The organism is Capnocytophaga sp. ARDL2 (assembly GCF_041530365.1).
GTDB lineage: Bacteria > Bacteroidota > Bacteroidia > Flavobacteriales > Flavobacteriaceae > Flavobacterium.
Map to the genome: position 1 here is coordinate 405,938 of NZ_CP168034.1, position 19,758 is coordinate 425,695.

Annotated in this window: 24 protein-coding genes and 2 pseudogenes; 15 read left to right on the top strand and 11 right to left on the bottom strand. The window is 35.3% G+C overall.

The window, feature by feature from the left end; all coding sequences use genetic code 11:
- Position 1: 1 nt before the first annotated feature.
- The 9 genes from AB4865_RS02015 (at position 2) to AB4865_RS02055 (ending at position 4,697) form a co-directional block, all read left to right on the top strand.
- Positions 2 to 124 carry a hypothetical protein gene (locus AB4865_RS02015; RefSeq protein WP_372474069.1) on the top strand — a complete coding sequence of 41 codons (123 nt, stop codon included), beginning with the start codon at positions 2 to 4 and terminating at the stop codon, positions 122 to 124.
- Between the two features lie 111 nt (positions 125 to 235).
- Complete coding sequence (locus AB4865_RS02020) at positions 236 to 550, top strand: hypothetical protein (RefSeq protein WP_372474070.1); 315 nt, start codon at positions 236 to 238, stop codon at positions 548 to 550.
- Between the two features lie 24 nt (positions 551 to 574).
- Positions 575 to 805, top strand: coding sequence for a hypothetical protein (locus AB4865_RS02025; protein ID WP_372474071.1), 231 nt, complete (start codon positions 575 to 577; stop codon positions 803 to 805).
- Between the two features lie 11 nt (positions 806 to 816).
- Positions 817 to 1,113, top strand: coding sequence for a helix-turn-helix transcriptional regulator (locus tag AB4865_RS02030; RefSeq protein ID WP_372474072.1), 297 nt, complete (start codon positions 817 to 819; stop codon positions 1,111 to 1,113).
- A gap of 46 nt (positions 1,114 to 1,159) precedes the next feature.
- Positions 1,160 to 1,384: a hypothetical protein gene (locus tag AB4865_RS02035; RefSeq protein ID WP_372474073.1), complete on the top strand. Its 225-nt coding sequence runs from the start codon at positions 1,160 to 1,162 to the stop codon at positions 1,382 to 1,384.
- Positions 1,381 to 1,674, top strand: coding sequence for a hypothetical protein (locus AB4865_RS02040; RefSeq protein WP_372474074.1), 294 nt, complete (start codon positions 1,381 to 1,383; stop codon positions 1,672 to 1,674). The genes AB4865_RS02035 and AB4865_RS02040 overlap by 4 nt, the downstream gene beginning before the upstream one ends.
- Positions 1,675 to 1,785: 111 nt before the next feature.
- Positions 1,786 to 2,730, top strand: coding sequence for a hypothetical protein (locus AB4865_RS02045; RefSeq protein WP_372474075.1), 945 nt, complete (start codon positions 1,786 to 1,788; stop codon positions 2,728 to 2,730).
- 1,620 nt (positions 2,731 to 4,350) lie between these two features.
- Positions 4,351 to 4,542, top strand: coding sequence for a hypothetical protein (locus tag AB4865_RS02050; protein WP_372474076.1), 192 nt, complete (start codon positions 4,351 to 4,353; stop codon positions 4,540 to 4,542).
- Between the two features lie 17 nt (positions 4,543 to 4,559).
- The gene (locus AB4865_RS02055) at positions 4,560 to 4,697 is read left to right on the top strand and encodes a hypothetical protein (RefSeq protein ID WP_372474077.1); all 138 of its coding nucleotides are present in this window, start codon (positions 4,560 to 4,562) and stop codon (positions 4,695 to 4,697) included.
- A 734-nt stretch (positions 4,698 to 5,431) separates the two neighbouring features.
- On the opposite strand, the gene AB4865_RS02060 is transcribed toward AB4865_RS02055, so the two are convergent.
- The 3 genes and pseudogenes from AB4865_RS02060 to dnaE form a co-directional block, all read right to left on the bottom strand.
- Positions 5,432 to 6,301, bottom strand: a complete 870-nt coding sequence (locus AB4865_RS02060; protein ID WP_372474078.1) for a hypothetical protein — start codon at positions 6,299 to 6,301, stop codon at positions 5,432 to 5,434.
- A 6-nt stretch (positions 6,302 to 6,307) separates the two neighbouring features.
- On the bottom strand, positions 6,308 to 7,525 hold the full coding sequence (gene hflX / locus AB4865_RS02065; protein WP_372474079.1) for a GTPase HflX: 1,218 nt from the start codon (positions 7,523 to 7,525) through the stop codon (positions 6,308 to 6,310).
- A gap of 93 nt (positions 7,526 to 7,618) precedes the next feature.
- Positions 7,619 to 12,143: pseudogene (dnaE, locus tag AB4865_RS02070) on the bottom strand (DNA polymerase III subunit alpha).
- A gap of 493 nt (positions 12,144 to 12,636) precedes the next feature.
- Between dnaE and AB4865_RS02075 the strand changes: the two are divergent.
- The 5 genes from AB4865_RS02075 to AB4865_RS02095 all read left to right on the top strand — a co-directional run bounded on the left by AB4865_RS02075 (position 12,637) and on the right by AB4865_RS02095 (position 14,363).
- Entirely contained in the window at positions 12,637 to 12,828 is a 192-nt protein-coding gene (locus AB4865_RS02075) for a hypothetical protein (RefSeq protein WP_372474080.1), read from the top strand.
- A gap of 120 nt (positions 12,829 to 12,948) precedes the next feature.
- Complete coding sequence (locus AB4865_RS02080) at positions 12,949 to 13,116, top strand: hypothetical protein (RefSeq protein ID WP_372474081.1); 168 nt, start codon at positions 12,949 to 12,951, stop codon at positions 13,114 to 13,116.
- 12 nt (positions 13,117 to 13,128) lie between these two features.
- Positions 13,129 to 13,572: a hypothetical protein gene (locus AB4865_RS02085; protein ID WP_372474082.1), complete on the top strand. Its 444-nt coding sequence runs from the start codon at positions 13,129 to 13,131 to the stop codon at positions 13,570 to 13,572.
- A 217-nt stretch (positions 13,573 to 13,789) separates the two neighbouring features.
- Positions 13,790 to 13,987, top strand: coding sequence for a hypothetical protein (locus AB4865_RS02090; protein WP_372474083.1), 198 nt, complete (start codon positions 13,790 to 13,792; stop codon positions 13,985 to 13,987).
- Positions 13,988 to 14,033: 46 nt separating this feature from the next.
- Positions 14,034 to 14,363 carry a histidine kinase gene (locus AB4865_RS02095; RefSeq protein WP_372474084.1) on the top strand — a complete coding sequence of 110 codons (330 nt, stop codon included), beginning with the start codon at positions 14,034 to 14,036 and terminating at the stop codon, positions 14,361 to 14,363.
- Positions 14,364 to 14,476: 113 nt separating this feature from the next.
- Here AB4865_RS02095 and AB4865_RS02100 read toward each other — a convergent pair whose 3' ends face one another.
- The 6 genes from AB4865_RS02100 to AB4865_RS02125 all read right to left on the bottom strand — a co-directional run bounded on the left by AB4865_RS02100 (position 14,477) and on the right by AB4865_RS02125 (position 17,868).
- Positions 14,477 to 15,172: an SCO family protein gene (locus AB4865_RS02100; protein WP_372474085.1), complete on the bottom strand. Its 696-nt coding sequence runs from the start codon at positions 15,170 to 15,172 to the stop codon at positions 14,477 to 14,479.
- A gap of 59 nt (positions 15,173 to 15,231) precedes the next feature.
- Positions 15,232 to 15,765, bottom strand: coding sequence for an SRPBCC family protein (locus AB4865_RS02105; protein WP_372474086.1), 534 nt, complete (start codon positions 15,763 to 15,765; stop codon positions 15,232 to 15,234).
- Positions 15,766 to 15,985: 220 nt separating this feature from the next.
- Positions 15,986 to 16,597, bottom strand: a complete 612-nt coding sequence (locus AB4865_RS02110; RefSeq protein WP_372474087.1) for an FAD-dependent oxidoreductase — start codon at positions 16,595 to 16,597, stop codon at positions 15,986 to 15,988.
- A gap of 195 nt (positions 16,598 to 16,792) precedes the next feature.
- Positions 16,793 to 16,957 carry a hypothetical protein gene (locus AB4865_RS02115; protein ID WP_372474088.1) on the bottom strand — a complete coding sequence of 55 codons (165 nt, stop codon included), beginning with the start codon at positions 16,955 to 16,957 and terminating at the stop codon, positions 16,793 to 16,795.
- A gap of 95 nt (positions 16,958 to 17,052) precedes the next feature.
- Positions 17,053 to 17,247 carry a hypothetical protein gene (locus AB4865_RS02120; RefSeq protein ID WP_372474089.1) on the bottom strand — a complete coding sequence of 65 codons (195 nt, stop codon included), beginning with the start codon at positions 17,245 to 17,247 and terminating at the stop codon, positions 17,053 to 17,055.
- 45 nt (positions 17,248 to 17,292) lie between these two features.
- Positions 17,293 to 17,868 (bottom strand): MarC family protein, encoded by a 576-nt coding sequence (locus AB4865_RS02125; RefSeq protein WP_372474090.1) that lies wholly within the window; start codon positions 17,866 to 17,868, stop codon positions 17,293 to 17,295.
- A 199-nt stretch (positions 17,869 to 18,067) separates the two neighbouring features.
- On the opposite strand from AB4865_RS02125, the pseudogene AB4865_RS02130 reads away from it, so the two are divergent.
- Positions 18,068 to 18,568: pseudogene (locus AB4865_RS02130) on the top strand (hypothetical protein).
- An 86-nt stretch (positions 18,569 to 18,654) separates the two neighbouring features.
- Here the strand turns inward: AB4865_RS02130 and AB4865_RS02135 are convergent.
- Together AB4865_RS02135 and surE are read right to left on the bottom strand one after the other, a co-directional pair.
- Positions 18,655 to 18,930 (bottom strand): hypothetical protein, encoded by a 276-nt coding sequence (locus AB4865_RS02135; protein WP_372474091.1) that lies wholly within the window; start codon positions 18,928 to 18,930, stop codon positions 18,655 to 18,657.
- A complete protein-coding gene (gene surE / locus AB4865_RS02140; protein WP_372474092.1) occupies positions 18,927 to 19,697 on the bottom strand; it encodes a 5'/3'-nucleotidase SurE in 771 nt (256 codons plus the stop codon). The genes AB4865_RS02135 and surE overlap by 4 nt, the downstream gene beginning before the upstream one ends.
- Positions 19,698 to 19,758 lie beyond the last annotated feature (61 nt).

Genomic DNA, 19,758 nt, shown 5'->3' on the forward strand with positions numbered 1-19,758 from the left:
TATGAAAGTAATACAGACCAAAAAAGTCTATTATTTAGACCACGAGGGCAACACAACCCACACCACAAAAGAATTTTATGTATTGAATTACAGAATATTAACCTTTAAAAGCAAAGCAAAATGAAGCAAGAATACTACCAAAAAAGTATTACCAACGAAATAGACGAAATGCAACAGCACAAAAGCAATTTTATGTATTGAATTACAAAATATTAACCCTTAAAAGCAAAGCAAAATGAAGCAAACAGAAACCCCACAACCTTACACCCCACAAATACAAGATTTTCCAAGTGTAGAAGTCTTAAAATTTAGCGACACCAACATACATAAATACGCAAAAATGCAAACAAATGGTTATGTAGATTTATCGTATAAAATCAGAAATATTTTAGAGGTTTGCCGTGTGGCTTTGCTAAACGAAACGGACAAAATAGACGGCTTCCAAGTAGCCGAAGTATTGCAAGTAGCACGGGATATAATACCACACGAAGAATTTGAGTTGCTGGACAACCTACACGCCCAAGCAATCCAAAATTTAAAAGCAGTTTAAACCACATTTAAAAAATACAGAAAGATGAATACACACGCCGAAAATATCGCAACATTAGAAAAAATGATACATAAATTAACGGCACTTGTTCCGTTAAGTCAGAAGTTAGAACCCTACCAACAAAATGTAATAGCGTTGAAAATTTACGAGTTTGAGAACTATTTAAATTATTGTATCCAAATGGAGCAAATGGAACAAGAAGAAAACGAGCTAAACCAAGAGCAAATAATGATGAGTAAAACCGCCCAAGCCTAAAATACAGAATTATGAATACCGTAGCAAATGAAAATAATAGTATGGTAATTGTACCGATTGAAACGCTTAACCAAATGACCGCCCAAATGCAGAAAATGAGTAAGCAACTGGAACGAATGCAAAGCAAAGACAATGACAAGTTTATAACCATTAAGGAAGTGGAACGCCTTACAGGTCTTTGCCGAAATACGATATTAAAGTATGTAGAATTAGGGATATTTAAAGCACAAGTAAGCCAACCGAACCGATATAAAAAATACTTGTTCAATCGTGGCGAAATACTCAATTATGCAGACCGCAAAGGATAACCCAAACGCCCCAAATCGTGGGCGTTTTTGTCTAAAATTTAGCTATATGGAACAAAAGATATTAGAAGAATTACCAAGCGACTTTACAAGAGAAATTTCAGATATTACAGGACTAAACAAAAGCACAATAATCAAATATCTACAAGGTAAAGAAATCAAAGAGGAGTATTACGATAAGATTTTAGAAGCGTTGGAAATTTATTTGATAGAACACGAAGAAAGAAGCAAACGCATAACCCAAATAGTAAAACAACTAATTAAAGAAATATGAAACATTGGATTGAATTTTTGCCCAAAAAGAGCTATAAAACCAAACGATTAGGCAAAATCATACAAACGTATGAATACGAAATATTAGAAGCACAAGCCAAAGTAAAGATGTACCAAGAAGCCAAAAGCCAAGCCGAAAAGCAAATTTTTGAAACTATAAGAGAACACTATACAACCCACGAAGAAATGATATATAGCGTAACACAAGCCCAAGAACACGCCGAAAAGTGGAACTCCGAACCCATAAGCAACCACAAGCCCCACACCCTTAAAGAACAGCAAACCCAATAAAAAAAGAAACGCCCCAAGTCAGAGCGTAGGGCGTTTCGGTAGCAAAAATATAAAAATAATGATTTGTAATGACCTACAAAGCAATATTTTCAGTAGCAAAAATATAAAAATATGATTGATAAACTACACTTGTACAAAGCGAACATTTCAGAAGTGGAAAAATTGCAAATTATTGATAAAAATAATTTGACCGAATACACCGAAAAAGGCGTAAAATTTTACCGAAACTTTAAAGAAAGTAAATTTTTTGGCGGTTTAAATATTGAGATAACCACAAAAAACGAACTGAAAATATTTGTTTCAGTACATAAATATCACAACTATTTAACTACTGGAAAAAGTACAAATCATTTGCCCTTTTCAATGAAACAAGCAAGGGAAACGATTTTAAAAATCATTGACCAAGTAGGCACGGACACCGCAGGAATGTTTGTAAAAATGTACGAGGTGGGTTTAAATATTGTTGTTCCTATTGATGTAAAACAGCTTTTGGCACGAGTTACAAGCATACAAGCCCACGAACGGAAAAAAGCGTATATAAACCCCAAATATAAGGGCGAAAGAGCCGTATATACCGAGTTTCACAAGGAAATAAGAGTACATTTTAAACTATATGACAAAGTGCAGGAAATGAAAGACAAGAGGGCAACCGAAATACCCAAAGAAAATATTTTGCGTATTGAGACCTCCAAGAACCGCCAAGAAAGATTATATTTGCAAAAGTTTTTAGACCGATTGGAAAGGGAGCAGATAACGTTTTTTAAAGACTGGAACGGCTTACAATTTGAAAGAGAAATCAAAGCCCCAAAAGGCACAACCCACCAACGCAAAGAGTTAGTAAAAAATATTTTTTCCGTTGGCGTGGAGCAAGTGAAAAACGATATAGAAAACGACTACAAAAACGGCGTTTTGACCCCCAAGCAAAGACGAGTAAAACAGGACTTTTTAAAGTATTGGGACACCGAAAAAAAGCAATATACAGAGGTTGCCACAAAGGAAGAAAAGGTATTTTTTACCGCAATGAAAAAGGCAAAAAAGCAACTCACCAAATTATAAAATATCCTTAAAATATTATAACTTACTGAATACTAAATGATTAAGGTTGCCCAAAGGGTAAAAATATAAAACATTGAAAATCAACAAACTAATTTTTTTTAGTGATACAATTTGACAAATTTTGACAAAAATATTTTCGTGGTTGGTAGTACATATAGAGAAAAAACAACTTAAAAAAGGTCTGCAATATGCAAACCTTTTTTTTGTGTCTTGTGTGTTTGGTTGGTAACTGGTAGTACTACTTCCGTAAGGAAGCAAGAGGGAGCGTTTTTTTTAGTATAGAAATTTAGAATAACAGAAAAATATCATTTTCGTAAGTGTGGGAATTTGATAAAGAAATACAGAAAATAAAAACCCTCAAAAAAGATAAATACAAATATGCAGGAACTGAAAGCAATTCAGAAAATAGGAAACAGAAAAAAAATACCATTTTCGTAAGTATAGGAAAATGGTAAGGAAACCCAAAAATATTTACATAAGTTCAAGCAGGAGGGCAAAAAAACGATATAGGGGGTATGGTAATTATTGAAGTAATATAAAAGCAAAAAAAATGATATAAATATTTGTAATACAAAGAAATAACAAACAAAAAGCCTCCGACCTCAACACAAAAATAATTACTATTTATTACCTTTTAATTTCCATTTTTTAGATAAATAATTACTTGTAATTTTCTGAAAAAGTCTATTTTTCAAAGAATTAAGTAAAAAAAATGCCGTTTTTCAGAGAAAAAACAATGTAAGGGGGTGCAGTTGTCTTTTTGTTACAAATAGAATGTAATACATTGAAATATAAATGTTTATAAATAAAATTACATCTATAAAAATGTCGAAAAATGTACAATTCTATACAAAAAATGCCGTTTTTCTGTACAGAATGAAAATAAAGAGCCTCAAAAACACGCTCCAAACAAACAGAAAGGGGCAAAATACCGACTTTTGAACCAAAAACAACCAAATACACGACAAGCCAAAAAAAATGCCTCAAATCAAAGAAAAACCACAAAGCGTTGAACCTTGAACCAAACCCACCGCAGGGCAAAAAATCAGAGGGGGGCGGGTCTTTCGTATCGATATGAGTAAAAAGTACCTTTTTTGAGTGTAAAACATTGAAAAAAAACAAAATAAATACTTTTAGCACCTTAAAAAATGAGTATTGATATAGGTAAGTATCCGTAATTATCCGAATTTTTAACGTAATTCTTTGCGTTGGAAACAGCCCCCAAGCGAGGGCAAAGCGTAATTTTTTAAATGGAATTGCGATATTTTGAAAAAAACACGCTTTTTTAATTTTTGATACCGACTGCAAAAAATAGAGAATAGTTTATATAAGACTTTTTTAATGAGTTGTAAAATATTCTTTTACAATTGAATAAGATAAAAAATAGTATTTCGGTAGCAAAGAAGTAACAAAAACCCAAAAAAACGAGACAAAAACCGACAATTTGACACGCTCCAAAAAAATACAAAGTCAGTATTTAAGTAATATTTAAAAACTGAATTTTTGAACCGAAGTAAACAGACCGCACGAAGTAAGAACAGCACACCTCCTAAAGTTGTTTATAAGTGGGCGTTTTTTTTATTTTTGCCTAAAAAAATTGAATAAATTGATATAACAGATATGATTAAAAAACCTAAACGAGACAGAACCCAACAATTTTATGAGACGGTAAGGAATGAATACCGCCGTTTATCAGAAGTTACAGAGTATGGAAAGCGAAAATACAGCACAGAGCGTATTTTAGCAGAGTTATCTTGTCGTTTTTTTAAATCTGAAAAAACGATTGAAAATATTGTATTTAATAGGGTTTAAAGTATTCCAACCCACGAATGAGACCGCACCAAGTAGGAACGCACGACCTCCGAACCTTGAAGCACTGGATAACCTTGACCGCTGGAAGCTTCCGAAGCAAACAGACCCCACGAATGAGACCGCACAAAGTAGGAACGGCAAACGCTCCGAAGTAAACAGACCGCACCGAATGAGACCGCACCAAGTAGGAACGCACGACCTCCGAACCTTGAGGCACTGGATAACCTCAACCGCTGGAAGCTCCGAAGCAAACAGACCCAAGCAAACAGACCCTACCGAATGAACCCTACCAAGTAAGAACGCACGACCTCCGAACCTTGACCGCTGGAAGCTTCCGAAGTAAACAGACCCCCACGAATGAACCCCACCAAGTAGGAACGCACGACCTCCGAACCTTGAAGCACTGGATAACCTCAACCGCTGGAAGCTTCCGAAGTAAACAGACCCCACGAATGAACCCCACCAAGTAAGAACGGCACACGCTTCGAAGTAGATCCGAAGCAAACAGACCGCACCGAATGAACCCTACCAAGTAAGAACGGCACACGCTCCGAAGTAAAACCAAGCAAACAGACCCTACCGAATGAGACCGCACAAAGTAGGAACGCACGACCTCCGAACCTTGAAGCACTGGATAACCTTGACCGCTGGAAGCTCCGAAGCAAACAGACCCCACGAATAAGACCGCAAAATGAAATGTACCAAAATTCAAAATGAAATGTACAATTTTTGAGGATTATAGCTACTAAGTAGTAATATTTGACACAAAAAAATATACTTTTTTTTCAATTTGTTTGATACTTATTTGATACCGAATAAAATTAAAACCTACTTAATAAAAAGAAAATCAATTTATTAAGTAGGTTTGTTAATAGTTTAAACAAGTTTATTATTTATTCAATAATTTTACCAAAAACTGTTCAAAATATGATTCAGTTAAAATATTTTCCCACTTATATCTATTCATACTAGGTATCTGTTGATAATGTTTCAATGATAAAAAATCTAAATCATCAAACCAAATAGGTTCATAATTTATTGTTTTACAAAAATTTTCCATCCAACTATAACGATTAGATATGACCTGTAATCCAGAAGCTAAATATTCTAATACCTTTGTGCTTGTTTGCATATTAAAAGGTCTTAGATTGGGAATAAAATTCAATCCATATCGAGCTTCCCTATAAAGTTCAGGTAAAAATTTTCTTTCTACCCTTCCTGTCAAATATATATTTTCATGATTTAAAAACTGACGATGATAATTTGTTACTTGACCGATTACAAGTATTTTATAGAATTTAGCCAACTTTTGAATCACTTTTATCAATCCTTCCCTTCCTAAAATACTTCCTGAATAAACAATATCATAAAGAGGATTTTTACTGGGACTTTGAAACAAATTTTCATCTACGCCCATATCTCTTTTTATAAAAGGAATATTATCTTTGAATTGCATTTGATTATAAACAAAATTGTTCAAAAATATTCTTCCGTTTGGTTTTTTGTTAAAAATTTTCTTTACAGAATCTTTCAACAAACAATAAGGAGGCGTTGAAAGACTTTGATATTCATGTATTTCTAAAGCTTTTTTCTTTTTTTGATAAAAAGGTCTCAACCCCATAAAATATATATTTATATCGTTATTTGGATCTAATTTGTAATCCAATTGAACTATATGACCTTTTTTTTCTAAAAATAATTGATAAGCGAATGCTTCTGGAGTATAATCTTGCTTTATTAATGTAATTCCAATGTTCATTTATTATTATTCTTTATTTTCGTTGTATTCCGGATACAAAAAGTTGTTGTAAGGAAATCGCGTAATGTGAATGGTACGCACAGCTTCGTATACTTTTTGTCGGAACTCTTCGAAATTTTCTTTTTCGGTTGCCGAGATAAATATTGCGTTGTTTTCCCCTACTTTACCCATCCAAGTATTTTTCCATTCCTCGATAGAAAAATGTTTAGACGATCGTTCAATCATCAAATCTTCATTGTCAAAATATTCAGGAGTATAAGCATCAATTTTATTGAAAATCATTATTGTAGGTTTGTCATCACTTTTGATTTCTTTCAAAATTTGATTAACCGACTCAATATGACTCTCAAATTCGGGATGCGAAATATCTACCACATGCAACAACAAATCGGCTTCGCGTACCTCATCCAATGTAGATTTGAACGACTCTACCAATTGAGTAGGCAATTTTCGGATAAATCCTACAGTGTCTGCCAACAAAAATGGCAAGTTTTTGATTACCACTTTTCTCACGGTAGTATCCAAGGTAGCAAACAATTTGTTTTCAACAAACACCTCGCTTTTCCCGATGGCGTTCATCAAAGTAGATTTTCCTACATTGGTATAACCAACCAAAGCTACACGCACCATGGCTCCACGATTGCTGCGTTGCACAGCCATTTGCTTGTCGATCACTTTTAGTTTGTCTTTGAGCAAAGCGATGCGGTCGCGTACGATACGGCGGTCGGTTTCGATTTCGGTTTCACCAGGTCCACGCATACCGATTCCTCCTCGTTGACGTTCCAAGTGCGTCCACATACCAGTCAATCGTGGCAAAAGGTATTGAAACTGTGCCAATTCTACCTGCGTACGAGCATAACTGGTCTGAGCTCGTTGAGCAAATATGTCTAAAATCAAATTGGTTCTGTCTATCACCTTTACTCTCAACATTTTCGAAAGGTTGTTTTGTTGAGCAGGTGTCAATTCGTCGTCAAATATTACGGTATCTATGAAATTTTCTTTTACATACAAGTCGATTTCTTCCAATTTTCCTGTCCCTACAAAGGTTTTAGGATTGGGCTTTTCCATCTTTTGCGTAAAACGTTTACACACCTCACCACCAGCTGTTTGTGTAAGAAATTCCAACTCATCGAGGTATTCTTGGAGTTTTTCTTCTGTTTGGTTTTGCGTAATAATACCAACTAAAACAGCTTTTTCATAATTGATTTTTTCAATTTCTAACATGTGTAATCTTATTGTTTTTGAATAAATTAAATTTACAAAGATAATATAAAAAAATTAACCCAAATTCCACTTTTGAAATTTGGGTTAAAGTTATTAGGATTTTATAGAAAAATCTACGTATAATCGTTCCAAATCATCGAGCAATTCATTACAGATTTTTACTTTGGTATTTCTACTGTGTAGTTCCACCATATTTTTCTTTATTTTTCTGACCATTTCTTCGAGTTTTATATCCATTTCTTGGTCTAATTTTTCCTCAAAATCTCCCTCTTCCGATTCTACATTCTCAACCATTGGTTTGTAAGATTCCAATCGTATTTCCTCAGACTCAAACACTTCAAATTCGATAGGAATATCCCCTGGATATTTGGCAAAAACAGTAGAAAGTTCGTGTATTTGTATAGCCGAAATGGTACGCAAATCCATGCTTATCAACAGTTTTTTGGTGTTTTTCTCTAAAATTTCATTGAGCAATTTTATCTCTAAAAACTGTATTTTCGGGTCGCTTTTTTGTCCTGTATTTTTAATGATAAAACCATCGAGTATTTTTACCCTGAAAAACAAAAATTGATTATCTACCAAATACATCCTTACTTTGAGATATTCTTCACCAAAAATAGACATTTTTTGTGCATCTTCATATCCTTCAAGGTTGAATGTTGCCCAATCTTTTCCTCTTGCAGAGGTTCTGTGTTGCACATTACTTACAATTCCTCCCATCGTCAATGTTTTTCCAACCAATGGGGCTAAATCATTGAGTATTGTAGGTTTTGCATTACAAAACGCCTTTAACTCGTGCTTGAAATCGTCGAGTGGATGCCCAGAAATATAGATTCCAACCACTTCTCTTTCCTTCTGTAAGCGTTCCATGGTATTCCACTCTTCACATTGCGGAATAACTGGTTCTGGAAATTGCACCTCCTCGCTGTCGCCAAACAAACTCACCTGTGCAGAATTGGCAGATTCTTGTGATTTTGCTCCGTATTTCATCGCTTTTTCAAAAAACATTAATCCGTCTGCTTCAGTGTGAAAATACTGAGCTCGATGTGTATTGGCAAAACAATCAAATCCTCCTGCCAATGCCAAGTTTTCAAAAGCTTTTTTGTTGGCAGCTCTCAAATCGATGCGTTTTGCCATGTCGAAAATCGAACTATATTTTCCTTCTTTTCTATTTTCGATAATGGTATTTACAGCTCCCTCTCCCACTCCTTTGATAGCTCCCATTCCAAAGCGAATTTCGTAATTGTCATTTACCGTAAATTTGTACAACGACTCGTTTACATCAGGTCCCAAAACTTTCAATCCCATGCGTTTGCACTCTTCCATAAAGAAAGTTACCTGCTTGATGTCGTTCATATTGTTGGAAAGTACCGCTGCCATAAATTCCGCTGGATAATGAGCTTTGAGAAATGCCGTCTGATACGCCACCCAAGCATAACAAGTAGAGTGCGATTTGTTGAAGGCATAAGATGCAAACGCCTCCCAGTCTTTCCATATTTTTTCCAAAATAGTAGCGTCATGACCTTTTTTCGAAGCCTGTTCTACAAACTTTGGCTTCATTTTGTCCAAGACATCTTTTTGTTTTTTACCCATTGCCTTACGCAATACATCGGCTTCACCTTTGGTAAAATCTGCCAATTTTTGCGACAAAAGCATTACCTGCTCTTGGTAAACGGTAATTCCGTAAGTTTCCTTTAAATATTCCTCACAAGCATCTAAATCGTAAGTAATAGGCTCTTCGCCGTTTTTTCTACGGATAAATGACGGAATATACTCCAAAGGTCCCGGACGATAAAGGGCGTTCATGGCAATCAAATCGGCAAAAACCGTTGGCTTCAATTCACGCATGTATTTTTGCATTCCGGGCGACTCGTATTGGAATACCCCTACGGTTTCGCCTCGTTGGAACAATTGATAAGTCTTTTCATCGTTGATAGGAATTTCCTCTGGGTCGATTTCAATCCCCGTACGTTGTTTGATAATTGCAATTGTGTCTTTGATTAGAGTCAAAGTTTTCAATCCCAAAAAGTCCATTTTTAGCAGACCAGCCGATTCTGCCACCGAGTTATCGAACTGGGTGACATACAAATCCGAATCTTTTGCCGTTTGTACAGGTACGAAATTGGTAATATCATCTGGAGTAATAATCACCCCACAAGCGTGAATACCAGTGTTTCGCATAGACCCTTCGATGATTTTTGCCTGTTGCAAAGTTTCCGCTGCCAAATCGTTTCCGTTGGCAACCTCAATCAACTGTTTTACAAGTTCAAATTCATCAGATTTCACGGCTTTTTTCACTTCCTCTTCTTTTTCAGAAAAGAATCGAGACAAATTCCATTTTCCTGGCATCATGGCAGGAACCAACTTGGTCAATCGGTCGGATTCTTGCAAAGGCAAATCCAACACACGAGCCGCATCTTTTATCGAAGATTTGGTAGCCATTTTACCATAAGTAATGATTTGGGCTACCTGATTGGCACCGTATTTATTGATTACATACTCCATTACACGACCACGCCCTTCGTCGTCAAAGTCGATGTCTATATCGGGCATGGATACACGATCAGGATTCAAGAAACGCTCAAAAAGCAAATCGTATTTTATTGGGTCGAGATTGGTAATTCCCAAGCAATACGCCACCGCCGAACCAGCCGCCGACCCCCTTCCTGGTCCAACAGATACGCCCATTTGTCGAGCTGCTGCAATAAAATCTTGTACAATGAGGAAATACCCTGGGTATCCAGAATTTTGAACGGTTTTCAACTCAAAATCCAATCGTTCGGTAATTTCTGGCGTGATTTCTCCATAGCGACGTTTTGCCCCTTCGTAAGTCAAATATCTCAAATAGGCATTTTCACCATGTTTTGGATGTTTTTCTCCTACTGGAACTTCCTCCAAATCTCGAGGGTCTTGAAATTCTTCTGGAATATCGAATTTTGGCAAGAGAATATCACGATACAGCGAATATTCCTCTACCTTGTCTATGACTTCTTGTATGTTGATAATCGCATCAGGCAAATCGGCAAACAATGCCTTCATTTCCTCCTGAGACTTGTAATAATATTCTTGATTGGGCAATCCGTAGCGATAGCCACGACCTCTACCTATTGGGGTCGTTTGCTTTTCGCCATCGCGTACACACAACAAAATGTCGTGAGCATTTGCCTCGTTTTTTTCTAAATAATACGAATTGTTGGTCGCAATGAGCTTTTACATTGTGTTTTCGAGCCAACTTTACCATTTCTTGATTCACACGGTTTTCGTCTTCCTGACCGTGACGCATCACCTCGATATAAAAATCCTCTCCAAAGTGTTCTTTCCACCACAACAACGCCTCTTCGGCTTGTTTTTCACCCATGTTGAGCAATTTATTAGGGATTTCCCCCATCATATTCCCCGACAACACGATGATATCTTCTTTGTATTGCAACAACACTTCTCTATCTATACGAGGTACATAATAAAATCCATCGATAAAGGCAATCGAGGACAATTTCGCCAAATTGTGATACCCCTTTTTATTTTTTGCCAAAAGCACGATTTGATAGCCGTTGTCTTTTTTACTTTTGTCTGTATGATTATCGCATACATGAAATTCGCACCCAACGATAGGTTTGATAACCGTTTCCGTAGGCGATTCGCCATTGTCTATCAGTTTTTGGTTGGTAGCCTTTGCCGCTTTGTTGTGGTCGAGTACCGCACTTACAAATTTAAAAGCCCCCATGAGGTTTCCGTGATCGGTCATGGCTACGGCAGGCATTTTGTCTTTGGCAGTTTTCTTTACCAAAGCTTTAATGTCAATAGTAGATTGCAGTACCGAAAACTGCGTATGATTGTGCAAATGAGCAAAAGAAACATCGGTCAAATCTACCACTTCTTGATGAGCAGTTTCTTTGGCTTGAAGTTTTTCGATTTGCTTTCTGATTTTTTCTGACGCCTCTTTTAGGTTGATATGTTTCAGACCAATTAGTTGAAAAGGAGCGGGATTTTTCACAACAAACTCTTGCAAATAATTGCTTTCTGCTTGTAATTCGTCTTTGGTAAACACTCCTTTACGCACCAATTCCAAAAAGCATCGCGTAGTAGCCTCCACATCGGCAGTCGCATTGTGAGCCTCGGCAAAGGCTTCTCCAAACAAATATTCGTGCAATTCGGTAAGTGTAGGTAGCTTAAAACGACCTCCACGCCCACCTGGTAGTTGCAACAAATTGGCAGTAACTTCTGTACAAGTATCAAGAATTGAAAAATTTACCAAAGGAGAATCCAACCCTGCACGGACATACTCCGCCCCCATGATATTGACATCAAAGCCCACATTTTGCCCTACAACAAACTTTGCCTTTTGCAAGGCCACAGAAAATTTCTCGAGCACCTCACTCATTTCAACACCGTCTTGCATAGCCAATTCGGTAGAAATACCGTGAATACGCTCGGCATCGAAAGGGATATTAAAACCATTAGGTTTAATCAGATAATCTTGATGCTCTATGAGTTGCCCCATGTCATCGTGCAGTTGCCATGCGATTTGTATGGCTCTTGGCCAGTTGTCTGTATCGGTAATCGGAGCGTTGTAATTCTTAGGAAGCCCCGTGGTTTCGGTATCGAAAATGATGTACATAATATCAATTGGTTTTATATGCCGTTGTGCGTTTAGAGAGGTCAAAGTTACGGAAAAAAGAAGGGATAAAAAACAACACTTAATCTAAGAAGTAATATAAATTTTTACTTTTTTACTAAACAAATTCAATCAACGAAAAAAATAAAAATGGTTTTTTACCAATGGTAGGTTTCAGTTTACGAATGGTAAGATTTTACCTACAAATGGTAATTTTAGAGTAATTTTTTGCTTGAAATAAAAATAATCAATTTTGAAACTTCATTTTTTTATATAATCTTGTATCGATTTTTACTTTTTATCGTCTTATATACAGAACATCATCAACTGTAGGAAAATCATTAACAAATGAACAAGCATTTTTTAGCATATATTTTGGATGTGTATAGAGTCTTTTTGCACAGATGCACATTACCAAAGTGTTTAATTATTTTGATGGAATGCCGTCAGAAGAGCTTTCGTTTGTTTTCAAATCTCCCGAAGGTACTGTAAAAATGTGCTCAAAAAGGGGATTTATCTCAATCAATTTCCAGATTTTTTGTCAAAGACTAACAATTTTGTTTTGGATATGGTGGAAATAAACAACGGTCATTACCAGTTGTGTACTACTCAAAATCAAATCATTGAATTTAAAAACGGAAAATGGTCATTGGTGCAAGAGTTTTCGTCAACTATCAAAGTAAAATGATTTACATTGGATAAACGTCTGTTACTCACTACCTCAACAGGAATATTTGAATAAAAAAACGAACAGTTTGAAAAGATAAATTTGCGAAATTTCAAATCCAGTCCATTGATTGTAAAATCTATGATTACACCTAACAATCAACTATGGATTTTGCATCAAGATAGCCCTATTGAACGATATGAATGGCCGAACTTGAAAAAGATTTCAACAAACTTTGACAATCCGTCTATTTTTTGGAAAGACAACAAATGGAACAACTTTAAAATAGACAAAAACGGTACGATTTAGTTGGTAGGATGGATGTTCAAAAGTTTTGGAATTACGCGTTACAATGGCTCTACCGACCGATTTGACGATATCGCTTTAGATGCTTTTGGCAATGACAAAGGTGTGTTTGTTGGTGATTATTTCAATCGTATATATATGGGCAACGACCAACTGCTATTTGCAGCTTATGGAGGATTTAACGGTAGTGATTTCAATGGAAAAATCAATCAACGTATTTGCATACCCGATTATTCTTCTCAAGATACCTATCTCACAGGCATTACGCAAAACAAAAATCAAAATACCTTCATCGCTACCAACGGCGGATTGCATATCTATCTGCCTAAAAAAGACAAAATTGTCGTTCTCAATACTACAAATGGTTTTCCCAGAAATGAAATACGCCTTTGTACCCTTGAGCAACAATCGTTTAGCAATAGGAACACTCAATGGTTTTTCTATTGTAGATTTGAATGAAATATTGTAATCTTCGCTGAAAAATGATTTAAAAATCACCAAAATTCTCATTAATAGAAGTGAAGTGAATATCGAAGACAATCAACTGAAATTACCCTACAAACAAAACAATATTTCACTGTATTTTTCTGCTTTTTCCTATTTAGAAAATAGTAAAATCAGTTATGAATATTCGATAAATAGTGATGAGTAGATTTCACTGGAACATCATCCCAAGTTGATTTTCAATCACCTTTCGCCTAGTGAATATCATATCAAAATCAGAGCAAAAGTCCATTTGGACAATCTACAAGAAAAGGAATTGGAATTTTATATAAAAATCACTCATCCATTTACACAATCAACTACTTTTTATGTATTTATTTCGTTGATTGTCATTGAAATTATCTATCTACGATACGCTATTCTGCAATAAAAAATTGAGAGAAAAACAATTTCAGATCAGAATAAAAGATGCCGAAATGCGTGTGTTACGCGCTCAGATGAACCCCCATTTTATCTTCAATAGTCTCAATTCTATAAACAGCTATATCATCCAACACAAAACGGATGATGCAAGCAAATATTTGGGAGTTTTCTTTCGACTGATACGAAATATTTTAGAAGGAAGTAAGCAAAAAATGATTCCTCTAACGCAAGAATTACAAACGATAAAAATGTATTTGCAATTGGAAGCTATGTGTTTGGAATATGCTTTTGACTTTGAATTAATTGTTGACGAAGCTATAGATACCGATGAGGTACAAATTCCACGATTGCTCATACAACCATTTGCTAAAAACTCTATCTGACACGTATTGAGATACTTGAAAGACAGAAAAGGGCATTTGTACGTACGATTTCCAAATTTATATACTAAAACAATACGGACTATCCGAATCACTCAGGACAACCCGTAATGTTATTAATTTTGCTCTCTCAACCATTGAATGTCTTCGAGCAATTGTTTTACATTTTTTACATCTTTTTGTTCTTCATTGAGCAAGGTACCGTCATAAAAACCGCGAACTCTCCCTTTTTTGTCCACCAAAACGAAGTTTTCCGTGTGTACCATGTCATACATTTCATCGGGACTTCCTGTTTTAACTGCCAAAAACGACTGACGAGCGAGGTAGTAAATATCTTTTTTATCACCCGTAAGTAAATTCCATTTTTTGGAATTTACGCCCTTTTCTTTAGCGTATTGTGCCAACACCTCCTGAGTGTCTATTTCGGGCGTTACAGAAAACGACAATAGCTTTACATCGGGATAATCTTTGATTTGCTCCTGCAACCAAACCATGTTGTCTGTCATAATCGGACAAATCGTAGGACAGGTTGTAAAAAAGAAATCGGCTACATAGATGAAATTTTCGTAATCTTTTTGAGTGATGGTTTCTCCATTTTGATTGGTCAGTGCAAAATCGGCTATTTTGTGCTTTTGTTTGTTGTCTTGATGTTGTACCAAAGTGTCAACCATTTCAGGATTTACCATAGCGGGTGTATAAATAGGCAATGTTTTTTCAGGTTTCAAAGCTCTGTAAAACAAACTCAAAAATACGATTGACAACACAATCATTACTCCAAAAAACAAACGATATTTCTTTAAAATTTCTTTCATTTTTTACACTATTTTTTTACAAATTTAGGCTGACCAAAAGGGACAGCCTATATAATTTTCTATTGTTCACACAAATTTTTCAATTTTTCCAATCCTTTTCCGTAAGAATCGTCCATACTTTTGTCCATTGAGGATTTCATCAAATTCAATGGGTAAGGCAATTCGGTATCCATGTCCCAAGTTAATTTGGTTCCTTCGGTAGTTTCTTCCAACTTGATAGACGAATACGAAGTATTTTCAAAGGGTTTTTTAAAATCCATTTGCGTTTTTACACCTTGATTGGGAAATAATTCTACGATTTTATGACATCCAGTTCCTACATTTTCGTCTTGGCTTTCCCAACAATAAGTATCTCCTATTTCTCCTTGAGTACCCAAATATTCCAATGTGAAATTGGAGTCTAATTCCAACCAAGGGTTCCATTGATTGAAGGCTTTGCTCGAACGGATGTTTTCATATACTTTTTCTATCGGAGCTTTGATAACGATTGATTTTTCGTAGTGATAATTTTTATCCACAGCAATTGCTGCAATTCCTAATCCTACTATGATTACCAAAATAGCGATTCCTAATCCTAAAAATATTTTTTTCATTTTTTATTTATGGTTATACTAAAATCTTTGTACAATAATTTTTTTCACGCAGATGAGAACAGATTTTTTGATTTTTTTTGTCCTAATTTGATTGTCGCGGATATTTTTTTGATAAATCAAAAAAATAATCAATGCAATCCATATATCTGCGTTATCTGCTAAAATCAAAGTAAGCGTAAAGAGGATAAAAACAAAAAAATCTACGTGATACTATTTATTTCTATTTATTTATACTATCGTGTACTTGAGTTTCGTTTCCGTCGTTCCATTTTACCAAAATATCCGTAGCTACAGCGGCTCCACTACCTACGGCGATAGCCAATTGCGAACGGTGTCCTGCCAATGTTCCTGCAACATACAAACCTTCCAATACTTTGTGGTCGTCGTTTCTGATTTGGATTCTGTTTTTTTCTGGGATAGATTTTCCGTGTGGTTCTACCAGCGACTCCAATACCCCCAAAATAGTAAATGGCGAACTGTGATTGGTGGCTACTACCACATTTTTAGCAAAATATTCACCTTGATTGGTAATGATTTTATAGCTTTCGCCTTCTTGATGGATTTCTGTAACTTTTTCGTCGGCTATTTGCTCTATATGAAGACAACTTTCTGATAGTTTTTGCAGTGAAGTTTGCAATAATTCTTCCCCTGTTGTTCCTAATTCGATACCGTAGTAGTTATTGAATTTCGCTTTTTGAAGCATACTGCCTTTTTGATGTGTAAACAAGGCTATTTTTTTATCCGTTACAAAAGGCTTTTTGTGTGCAGAACCCAACATCAATGCACAAGATGTTCCTGCAGCACCTGCTCCTATTATGATACAATCGTACATTTTTTTAGTTTTATTTGACTATGATTGTTTAAAAACTTTTCTTTTTTCTCTCACTTTCCCCTCTAAAAAGAGAGAGAGATTCCTGAATGGAAGGGTGTGTATAACACAGAGTTTTTTTAGAAATCAATATGCTACGCTTTAAGAGTAAATATAGGTTGTTGTGGGTGAAAAATATTATTTTCTGAAAAAAATACATTAATCCTCTAAAAAAGTTTTTCTTTCATTTTTATTCCTTGTAGTTGTTGGAGAATTTAATGCCTTATTTATCTTATTATTCAACTCTTCCTCAGTCATTTCGGCATCATCAATTTCGTCTTCTTCTTGAAAATTATCCACGACTTCGATACCAATAGATTTCAAAAGTTCAACTATTTTTTAAAATTGCTCTTTTGTAATATCTTCTTCTAAATAAATTTTGTACATAGTATTTTGTTTTTTTACAAAATTTAAAAAAACTATTTATTCTTTTCGTTGATAGATTTAGCTACATTGAAAATAAACAATATGCAAACTCCACATAAAATGGCAACGATACTAATCAACGCCATAATGCTATCTCCTTGAAACAAATTACTGAAATCCAAAAAGGTAGCGTTCCAAACGATTAATATCAATGCTATTACCAAAAGTACATAAGTGATGTATTTCATCTCGACTAATTTTTAGAAATTATCAGTAAAGGTAGGTTTTATTTATTAAACAAATAATCCTTTAACATTACTTGCGAATAATTTAACAGCAATCGCAAGTAGTACTACTCCAAACACTTTGCGGATGACTCCCAAACCTCCTTGTCCTAATACTTTTTCGATTTTGTCAGAGGATTTCAACACGATATATACAAACAAAATGTTGATTAAAATTCCAATTACAATGTTTATGGTATCGTATTCTGCTTTTAACGACAATATTGAAGTCATAATTCCAGGTCCCGCAATCAATGGAAATGCAAGAGGAACAATGGATGCTGTTTTGGGTTCTTCGTCTTTGTAAATGCTGATGCCCAGAATCATTTCCAACGCCAAAAACAACAATACAAAGGCACCCGCTACGGCAAACGAATTGACATCTATACCTATGAGCTGCAAAATAAACTCTCCGACAAATAGAAATGAAATCATAATCGCGGCAGCTACCAACGAAGCCTTTTCAGATTGTATATGCCCTACTTTTGAGCGTAAACCTACTATAATCGGCACTGAGCCTAAAATGTCTATCACGGCAAACAATATCATTGTTACCGTCATGATTTGTTCAAAATTTATGTTCATGGTTAAAGATTTATACTTTGTTTTTAGGGATTTAAAAATTGTATAATGTATTATTATAAATTGTATAATGTATATTATCAGACAGTTTCATATTCTTACATTTTTATTGAATAAATCCGTTGTGCATTATGAAATAAATAAAAAAAGCTGTTCATTTAACTGAAAATCAGTATATTTTGTTCGATAAAACAAATCAAAAATGAACAACTTAAGACAAATATACGAAAGAATTTTAGAAGTTTTAAAAAAGTTTTTCCCTCATCAGCTTTTACCTTATCAAAGGAGAAAGCCAAAAATGAGTGATTTAGAACTTGTGAGTTTGAATTTAACTGCTGAATATTTAAGTATTGATAATGAAATGCAACTGTTTAGAAAACTACCTAATTCTTTGAGAAACAAAATAGAAAGGAGTGTTTACAACAAAAGAAAATAGAATTTTTTTATCATATAAATCAGATTAGGGAAAAAATTTACTTATTCAAGAAAAAGAGGAAAAGAATCGAAACATAATTTTGACTTCGTCGAATCTTCGATTTCGCAGTTATGTGATCAATTTATGATTAAAAGGAATTATACAAAATCATTCAACGGTTTTAAAACACGAATTATCAGTAAAATAACTACTTTAACCTTAATTCAATACATTAACAAATTTGTATTAAAAAAGGAAATAAATAAAATTAAAGCAAGTATAATTTAAAATGCACAACGGGTTGAATAACTATTCAATTGTAAAGAAATAAACAATCTACAATTGCTACAATCTACATTATACAATCTACAATACTACACCACCTGCGAAATCACCACCAAAACAATCAATCCAGCAATAACTCCTCTGGCGATGTCCCATTTTTCTTTTTGGAGAAATAGATACACTAATGGAATGTTGAGCAAACTACCGATGGCTATGATTTTTCCGCCCAAATCACCTGTTAGAAGTTCGCTGAATCCCATTCCAAGGTGTCCGAGTACAAATTGTGTATATAAAAATGCTCCCAATGAGGTAGCGAAGAATGCACATAGCAATCCTATGGTTATCATTAGTATTCTGTTTGTCATAAATTCCAGTTGTTTACGATGTTGATGGCGTTGTATGCGGTGAGGTCAAATTGTGTTGGAACGATGGAAACATAGCCTTTTTCCAATGCCCAAAGGTCGGTATCGGTACCTGTGTCGTGATTGTGAAATGTACCTGTGAGCCAATAATAACGCTTGCCATGTGGATTGACGCGTTCGTCAAATTTTTCTACCCAAGTGGCATTTGCCTGACGGCAGATTTTTACTCCTTTGATGATACCATCTGCTGGTTTAGGAAAATTTACATTGAGTGCCACTCCTTTGGGAAATTCGTTGTGCAAACTCTTTTCGATGATGTCTTTTACAAAGGGTTCGATTACAGAAAAATTGGCATTCCAACTAAAATCGTCCAAGGAAAAACCAATGGCAGGTACGCCACTCATAGCGGCTTCGACTGCTGCGGACATCGTTCCTGAGTACAACACACTGGTTGCAGAATTGATACCGTGATTGATACCCGAAATACACAAATCAGGCACACGAGACAATACCTGATCCATTGCGATTTTTACACAATCTACTGGCGTACCCGAGCAAGAATATTCGTGTTTGAGTTCTTTGTCGATGGTTACTTTTTCCAAAAACAAAGTACTGTTTACTGTGATGGCGTGTCCCATACCACTTTGTGGACTATTGGGAGCAACCACCACCACATCGCCGATGGTTTTAGCGATATTGATGAGCGTACGGATACCAGGTGCGGTAATGCCGTCGTCGTTAGTTACTAAAATTAATGGTTTTTCAGGCATTTTTTTCTATTTTACCTACCCCCTTTATCTTCCCCTTCCTTTTAGGAAGGGGAAGATAAAG

Excerpts from the sequence above, each read along its gene's own strand:
- AB4865_RS02015 (WP_372474069.1), top strand. The coding sequence starts at position 2 with ATGAAAGTAATACAGACCAAAAAAGTCTATTATTTAGACCACGAGGGC.
- AB4865_RS02020 (WP_372474070.1), top strand. The coding sequence starts at position 236 with ATGAAGCAAACAGAAACCCCACAACCTTACACCCCACAAATACAAGAT.
- AB4865_RS02025 (WP_372474071.1), top strand. The coding sequence starts at position 575 with ATGAATACACACGCCGAAAATATCGCAACATTAGAAAAAATGATACAT.
- AB4865_RS02030 (WP_372474072.1), top strand. The coding sequence starts at position 817 with ATGAATACCGTAGCAAATGAAAATAATAGTATGGTAATTGTACCGATT.
- AB4865_RS02035 (WP_372474073.1), top strand. The coding sequence starts at position 1,160 with ATGGAACAAAAGATATTAGAAGAATTACCAAGCGACTTTACAAGAGAA.
- AB4865_RS02040 (WP_372474074.1), top strand. The coding sequence starts at position 1,381 with ATGAAACATTGGATTGAATTTTTGCCCAAAAAGAGCTATAAAACCAAA.
- AB4865_RS02045 (WP_372474075.1), top strand. The coding sequence starts at position 1,786 with ATGATTGATAAACTACACTTGTACAAAGCGAACATTTCAGAAGTGGAA.
- AB4865_RS02050 (WP_372474076.1), top strand. The coding sequence starts at position 4,351 with ATGATTAAAAAACCTAAACGAGACAGAACCCAACAATTTTATGAGACG.
- AB4865_RS02055 (WP_372474077.1), top strand. The coding sequence starts at position 4,560 with ATGAGACCGCACCAAGTAGGAACGCACGACCTCCGAACCTTGAAGCAC.
- AB4865_RS02060 (WP_372474078.1), bottom strand. The coding sequence starts at position 6,301 with ATGAACATTGGAATTACATTAATAAAGCAAGATTATACTCCAGAAGCA.
- hflX (WP_372474079.1), bottom strand. The coding sequence starts at position 7,525 with ATGTTAGAAATTGAAAAAATCAATTATGAAAAAGCTGTTTTAGTTGGT.
- AB4865_RS02080 (WP_372474081.1), top strand. The coding sequence starts at position 12,949 with ATGATTACACCTAACAATCAACTATGGATTTTGCATCAAGATAGCCCT.
- AB4865_RS02085 (WP_372474082.1), top strand. The coding sequence starts at position 13,129 with ATGTTCAAAAGTTTTGGAATTACGCGTTACAATGGCTCTACCGACCGA.
- AB4865_RS02095 (WP_372474084.1), top strand. The coding sequence starts at position 14,034 with ATGCGTGTGTTACGCGCTCAGATGAACCCCCATTTTATCTTCAATAGT.
- AB4865_RS02100 (WP_372474085.1), bottom strand. The coding sequence starts at position 15,172 with ATGAAAGAAATTTTAAAGAAATATCGTTTGTTTTTTGGAGTAATGATT.
- AB4865_RS02105 (WP_372474086.1), bottom strand. The coding sequence starts at position 15,765 with ATGAAAAAAATATTTTTAGGATTAGGAATCGCTATTTTGGTAATCATA.
- AB4865_RS02110 (WP_372474087.1), bottom strand. The coding sequence starts at position 16,597 with ATGTACGATTGTATCATAATAGGAGCAGGTGCTGCAGGAACATCTTGT.
- AB4865_RS02120 (WP_372474089.1), bottom strand. The coding sequence starts at position 17,247 with ATGAAATACATCACTTATGTACTTTTGGTAATAGCATTGATATTAATC.
- AB4865_RS02125 (WP_372474090.1), bottom strand. The coding sequence starts at position 17,868 with ATGAACATAAATTTTGAACAAATCATGACGGTAACAATGATATTGTTT.
- AB4865_RS02135 (WP_372474091.1), bottom strand. The coding sequence starts at position 18,930 with ATGACAAACAGAATACTAATGATAACCATAGGATTGCTATGTGCATTC.
- surE (WP_372474092.1), bottom strand. The coding sequence starts at position 19,697 with ATGCCTGAAAAACCATTAATTTTAGTAACTAACGACGACGGCATTACC.